This window comes from Lentzea sp. NPDC054927 (assembly GCF_053610285.1).
The window spans coordinates 740140-746275 of record NZ_JBSGXZ010000001.1 but is presented as its reverse complement, the minus strand read 5'-3'; the positions used below and the strand labels follow the sequence as shown (position 1 = coordinate 746275).

Below are 6136 nucleotides of genomic sequence, written 5' to 3'. Positions count from 1 at the left end.
GTTGGGGGTGTGTTCGCCGAGTCTCGCCCCCCACACTGTGTGGGGGGGCGGCGCGGGCGACCCCTCAACACCCCCCACCCCCCGCCCGACGGCCGCCCCGACGCCGAAAACCACCTGTCTGAGCTTCACTTGCCACCCCTCTCAGAGAACCGTTCGGGGCGGTACGTTGCCGGACGCGCAACAGGGCGTGGTTCGGGATTTGTTCGAGGAACGTCAAGATCACGACCTGTTGTTCACCGTTGTTTCTTCAGCTCCGCGACGCCGAACGTGAAGAACGCCCGGCGGCTAGACAGGTCTCGATGAGGGGGTTCGTTCACGAGCGAGGGGGCTGCTGTGGATGAGGTGGGTCTGCCGAGATCATCGGTCTGATCATCGGCACGTCGGGGTTCGGTCGACGCCGGGGAAGTGGCGGTTCCAGTCCTGCTCGGGCAGCGGCGCGGCGGTGGCGCAGATGCGTTCGGCCGCGTGCTGGTCGTTCGCTTCCCAGGCGCGGACCGTGCGGTCACCGCCCGCGCTGAGCAGGGTGGTGCCGTCCGGGCTGAACGCCAGCGCGTAGACGCGCTCGGTGTGGCCGGACAGCGTGGCGAGCGGGGCGCGGTCTTCGAGGCGCCACAGCCGCACGTCGTGGTCGGCGCTGGCACTGGCCAGGGTCTTGCCGTCCGGGGAGAACGCGACGGCGTGCACGGTGTCGGTGTGCCCGGTGAACTCGGCGGTGCGGGTGGCCGTGGCGAGGTTCCAGACGCGCACGGTGAAGTCGGTGCTGCCGGTGGCGAGCAGGGTGCCGTCCGGGCTGAACGCGACCGACTTGACGGCGTGCGTGGTGTCGGTGAGGTGGGTGATGGTCCGGCGTTGGCGGACGTCCCAGATCCGGATGCCGAAGTCGCCGGAGCCGCTGGCGAGGCGCTGGCCGTCGGGGCTGAAGGCGAGTGCTTCTACGGATTCCGCGTGACCGAGCATCGTGCCGAGCGAGGCGCCGGTGCGGGCGTCCCAGAGGATGATCGTGCGGTCGGTGCCGCCGGTCGCGATGGTGGTGCCGTCCGGGCTGACGGCCATGGCGTTCACCGCGTCGGCGTGGCCGGTGAGCGCGGGTAGCGGTTGCGGGTTCCGGGGATCGGTGATGTTCCAGCGGTGCACTCGGTGGTCGGCGCTGGCGGCGTACAGGATCTTGCCGTCGGGGGAGAACTTGACCGAGTTCAAGGCGTCGTTCGGTCCGTTGAGGACGGTGAGGGTCCTGCTGTCCTGCCACAGCTTGACCGTGCGGTCGTAGCTGCCGGTCGCGGTCAGGCTGCCATGCGTCGCGACCGAGTACACGGAGTCGCTGTGGGCCTGGAGGAGCTCACCGGGCAGGTCCCACAGGCGGACGGTGTGGTCGTCGCTCGCGGTCGCCAGCGCGTCGCCGATGAACGCGACCCCGACGGCCGCCGCGGTGTGGCCGGTGAGCACCAGCGGATCGTCCTGGTCCCAGATGCGGGCTGTGCGGTCGACGCTGGTGCTGGCGAGGCGGCCGCCGGGGCTGAACGCCAGGCCGCGGACGACGTCGGTGTGCCCGGCCAGCACTCGGGGTTCGCCACCGGCGGCAGGCCAGACCTGGATCGTGCGGTCCTGGCTGGTCGCGATCCGCAGGCCGTCCTGGCTGAACGCGACGGCGTGCACCAGACCCCTGCCGGGCAGGTCGCGGGAGGTCGGGCCGCTCAGGTCCCACAGGCGGGTGGTGCCGTCCGTCGTTCCGGCGGCGAGCACTGGTGCGGTGGGGCTGAACGCGAGCGAGATGACGGCGCCGGTGTGGGCGAGGTCCGCGATCCGGCGTGGGTTGCGCAGGTCGGTGAGATCCCACAGCCGGACGGTCTTGTCGTTGCTCGCGGTGGCCAGCAGCCGGTTGTCGCTGCTGAACGCCACGGCGTTGACGAGGTCGGGGTGGTTGATCGTGGCGAGGACGTTTCCGGTGGTGGAGTCCCACAAACGGGCTGTGCGGTCCCATCCGGCGGTGGCGAGGATCGCGCCGTCGGAGTTGAACGCGACGTTCACGACGTTGTCGGTGTGACCGGTGAGAGTGGACAACTCCCGCGGGCGGTGCGGATCGGTGACGTCGGCCAGCCTGACCGACCGGTCCCGGCTGGAGCTGGCGAGCAGGTGCCGTTGCGGCGCGTAGGCGACCGCGTTGACGTGGTCGGCGTGCGAGGTCAGGCGGGTGGCGTAGAAAGGGGTGAACGAGCTGAGCACGGCACTGCGCGCGTCGGTCGTGGGGGAGAGCTGGTAGGCGGCGAGCGCGAGCTGCGCGGCCAGTGCGGGATCGGTGTTGTGCAGCCGTTTGGCGTCTTGGGCGACCTTCTGCGACAACGCGCTGTTGCGTTGCTTCGTCGCCTCGGAACTGGCCTGCATCGCGGTGATGCTGATGCCCGTGGTGGCGATGAGCAGCGCGGTCAGCAGGCCGACGAGCATCTGGAGCCTTCGTCGGCTTTGCCGCGCCGAGGCCAGATCGGCGGACTCCGCGGCGATGCTGGAGGTGAGGAACTCGCGTTCGCGCGTGGTCAGCGGGTGCGGCGGCTCCGCGAGCCACGGGCGGAACGACGCGAGGCGGACACCGCGGACCAGCGCGCCGGGATCGCGGTCGAGCGACTCCCACACGGCCGCCGACTCGGCGAGGTCGCGGTGGGCGCGCAGGCTGTCGCGGTCGGCCGCGAGCCACTCCCGCAGTCGTGGCCAGCAGCGGATCAGCGCCTCGTGGGTGATCTCGATCCGGTCGTGGTCGACCGTGATCAGCCGGTGCGTGGTCAGCGCCTCGAGCACGAGCGCGGCGTCCGGTTCGTCGTCGAGTTCGGTCCGGCAGATCCGCCGTTTGGTGTCGTCGGTGCCGTCACCGATCGCGGTGAGCCGGATGAACAGCGACCGCACGAGTTGTTGTTGTGGTTGCGTCAGACCGGCGAACACCGACTCGGCCGTGCGGGTCAGCGCTCCCTCGAACCCGCCGGCGGCCCGGAAGCCCTGCAGGGTCAGCGTGTTGCCCTTGCGGCGGTGCCAGGTCTCCAGCAGGGCGTGCGAGAGCAACGGCAGCGCGCCCGCCTGCTCGGCGCAGTTCGCGACCAGTTCGGCGACCAGCGCGGTCTCGACGGTGTGCCCGCTGCGGCGCGCGGGCTGGATGATCGCGGCCCGCAGTTCGTCGGTGCTCATCGGCCCGACGGTGAGCTGAGCGCTGCCCATGGCCTCGACCAGGGCGGGGAAGTCCGTGCAGTGGCCGTAGAAGTCCGCGCGCACGCCCAGCACGACCCGGTGCGCGGTGAGCCGGTCGACGAACCGCCTGCGGGTGTCGCGATCCTCGCAGAGCGTGAAGATCTCCTCGAACTGGTCGACGACGAGAACCTTGTCGGGGTCGGCAGCGAATTTGGCGTACTCCTCAAGGGGTTTCTGACCGGGTGTGAAGAGGACGGCACGGTCGCCCAGGCGTGGCATGAGACCGGCTCTGAGCAGCGACGACTTGCCCGCGCCTGACGCTCCGACGACCACGACGACGCGTTGTTCGCCGACCTGTCGCTCGAGCTGGCCGACCAGGCGGTCGCGGCCGAAGAACCGTTCGCTGTCCTCCCGCTTGAACGCCGCCAGGCCGGTGTACGGGGAGCCGGTGTCGGGCTCCGCGTGCGGTTCGTCCGCGGACGTCGCGTACCAGCGGCGTTCCCACTCCTCCTCCGACCCGCCGCACGCGCGGACGTAGGCGAGCGTGACTTGCAGCGTCGGCAGTTTGCGACCGGAGGCGGCCTGCGACAGGGCCGCCTCCGAGTAGTGCGTCAGCGAGCTCAGCTGCCGGTAGGTCGGCCTGCCTGCCCTGTCCCGCAACGATCTGAGCTCACGCGCGAACGTGAGCACCGCCGTGTCACCCGAGTCGAGCGGGCGTTCTTTGCGTGGCATCCCCAGTTCCCCCATCGTTCTGCCAGGGGAATCTACGGAGCGGTGATCTCGTTACGCTGACTTCGCGAGATCAGCCGCAGAAGTCGGTGATCGTGCCGGTCAGGACGTCGGTGAGGCGGTCGAGTGACGCCAGGTCGACGTACTCGGTGGCGGCGTGGGCGCCCGCGCCGTCGACGCCGAACAGCAGGCAGGGGATGCCGGCGCGGTCCAGCAGTGCGCAGTCGGTCCAGAACGGCTCTGCCCGGATGATCGGCGGTACGCCCAGGTTGGCGATGAGCGTGCGGACGATCTCGGCGTCCGGATCGGCCTCGAACGGGTCCCTGGCCAGGCCTCGGGTGAGCGTGGCCTTGAAGTCCGGGACGGTGGCGGTGAGGTGGTCGAGGATGTGCTGGAGTTCGGCTTCGACGTCGTCGGGGGTCTCGCCGGGAACCGTGCGCCGTTCGAGGGTGATGCGGCAGCTCGACGGGTAGGTGGAGGCTTCCTCGCCGCCGCTGATCAACGACGCGTGGACGGTTCCGCGGCCCAGCAGGTGGTGTTCGGTGGTCAGGTCGAGTTGTTCCAGCGCCACCAGGAAATGGCCGGCCTTGACGATGGCGTCGACGCCCAGCTCCGGTCGTGAGCCGTGGGCCGCCCTGCCTCCGACCTCGACGTCGAACCAGACGAAACCCTTGTGCGCCAAGGTGACTTCGAGGTGGCTCGGTTCGGTGACGATGGCGGCGTCGGCGGTGAAGGAGTTGAGGACCTCCTCGGTGCCGAAGCTGCCGTGTTCCTCGTCGGCGACGCACGCCACGATCACGTCACCACGCAGCGGGCGTTCGGTGGCTTTGGCCGCGGCGACCATCATCGCCGCTACGCCGCCTTTCATGTCGAACGTGCCGCGGCCGAACATCTTGCCGTCTTTGATCTCGGGCTCGAGCGGGTCGCCGTCGTAGCCTGCGGTGCCGACCGTGTCGATGTGGCCGTTGAGCATCAACGACCTGCCGCCGCCGGTGCCTCTTCTGACCGCGACCAGGCTCGGCCTGCCCGCGCGTTGCTCCAGGCGGTGGACCTCGAAGTCGTTGTGCCGGAACCATTCGGCGCAGAAGTCGGCGACGGCGGTTTCGCCGTTGCCGCCGGGGACGAGGTCCGGGTTGACCGAGTCGATGGCGATCAGCTCGGCAAGCAGGTCACGTGGGTTCACGGGCGTCCTTCGGTGCTGATGAGCACGACGGTGGCGAGATCGCCGAACTCGTCGCGGATAGCGCGCAGTCCGGCGAGCGGTGCGGCGCCGCACGGTCCGGAATGGACGTTGAGGGCGTTGAGGTCCGCCATCGCTTCGGCGCATTGAGCGTCGGAGATGGCCACGGCGGCGTCGAGACCGTTGTGCAGGAACGGCCACGCGGTCGTAGACGGGGTGCCGCAGTTGAGTCCGGCCATGATCGTGTCGCCGGTGGGGATGGTCTTCGGTTCGCCGGCTTTGAGGCTTTCCAGGACGCAGGCGGCGTTCTCCGGTTCGACGGCGACGAGCTTCGTGCGTGCGTCACGGCTGCGGTAGTGGGTGATCACGGCCTGCGCGAACGAGCCGACGCCGACCGGAACGACCACGAGGTCCGGTTCGTGGTCGAGCTGTTCGTCGATCTCGTGGCACAGCGTGCTGTAGCCCTCGACGATCCAGGCCGGGATCTCCTCGTAGCCGGGCCAGCCCATGTCCTGCACCAGAATTCCGCCGGCCTTCGCTGCCATGGCGACCGCGTCGTCGTACGTTCCTTCGACGACGGTGACCTCGGCCTGTTCGGCACGGATGGCGTCGATCGCCTGCGGTGGCACGGTGTTCGGCACGAAGACGTGGGCCTTTTGGCCGTGCAGCCGGGCCATCCTCGCGACCGCCCGGCCGTGGTTGCCGTCGGTCGCGGTGGTGAGCGTGACCTGTCCGGTGTGGCCTTTCAGGACCCGGTGGACGGCCCACGACGCACCGAGGGCCTTGAAAGCAGGCAGGCCGAGCCGGGAGGATTCGTCCTTGACGAACAACCGGCCGATCCCGAGCTCGGTCGCGAGGGCGGGGAGTTCGGTCAGCGGAGTGGGCGCGTAGCCGGGCAGGTGCGCGTGGAAGTCCCGCACCTCGGTGGACGCGGGCGGGCACCTCCAGCCGCGAGCGTCTGGCCGCATCAATTTCATGCTGTCAGCGTGCGGTGAGCGCCGATCATCGGTCCAGCGCATGTTTTCGATCTGTATCGGTGGAAGAATCCGATCAATCGCG

Annotated in this window: 3 protein-coding genes; all 3 read right to left on the bottom strand. The window is 69.6% G+C overall.

All coding sequences use genetic code 11. The features are described 5' to 3' along the window. Positions 1–369 precede the first annotated feature (369 nt). On the bottom strand, positions 370–3900 hold the full coding sequence (locus ACWGE0_RS03450) for an nSTAND1 domain-containing NTPase (protein WP_452259286.1): 3531 nt from the start codon (positions 3898–3900) through the stop codon (positions 370–372). 70 nt (positions 3901–3970) lie between these two features. Then, positions 3971–5080: an ArgE/DapE family deacylase gene (locus ACWGE0_RS03445; protein ID WP_452259285.1), complete on the bottom strand. Its 1110-nt coding sequence runs from the start codon at positions 5078–5080 to the stop codon at positions 3971–3973. Then, positions 5077–6045, bottom strand: a complete 969-nt coding sequence (locus ACWGE0_RS03440) for a pyridoxal-phosphate dependent enzyme (RefSeq protein ID WP_452259284.1) — start codon at positions 6043–6045, stop codon at positions 5077–5079. The genes ACWGE0_RS03445 and ACWGE0_RS03440 overlap by 4 nt, the downstream gene beginning before the upstream one ends. Between the last annotated feature and the right edge of the window lie 91 nt (positions 6046–6136).

Bases quoted from the DNA above. Each gene is read 5' to 3' on its own strand.
- ACWGE0_RS03450 (WP_452259286.1), bottom strand. From the start codon at position 3,900: ATGCCACGCAAAGAACGCCCGCTCGACTCGGGTGACACGGCGGTGCTC.
- ACWGE0_RS03440 (WP_452259284.1), bottom strand. From the start codon at position 6,045: ATGCGGCCAGACGCTCGCGGCTGGAGGTGCCCGCCCGCGTCCACCGAG.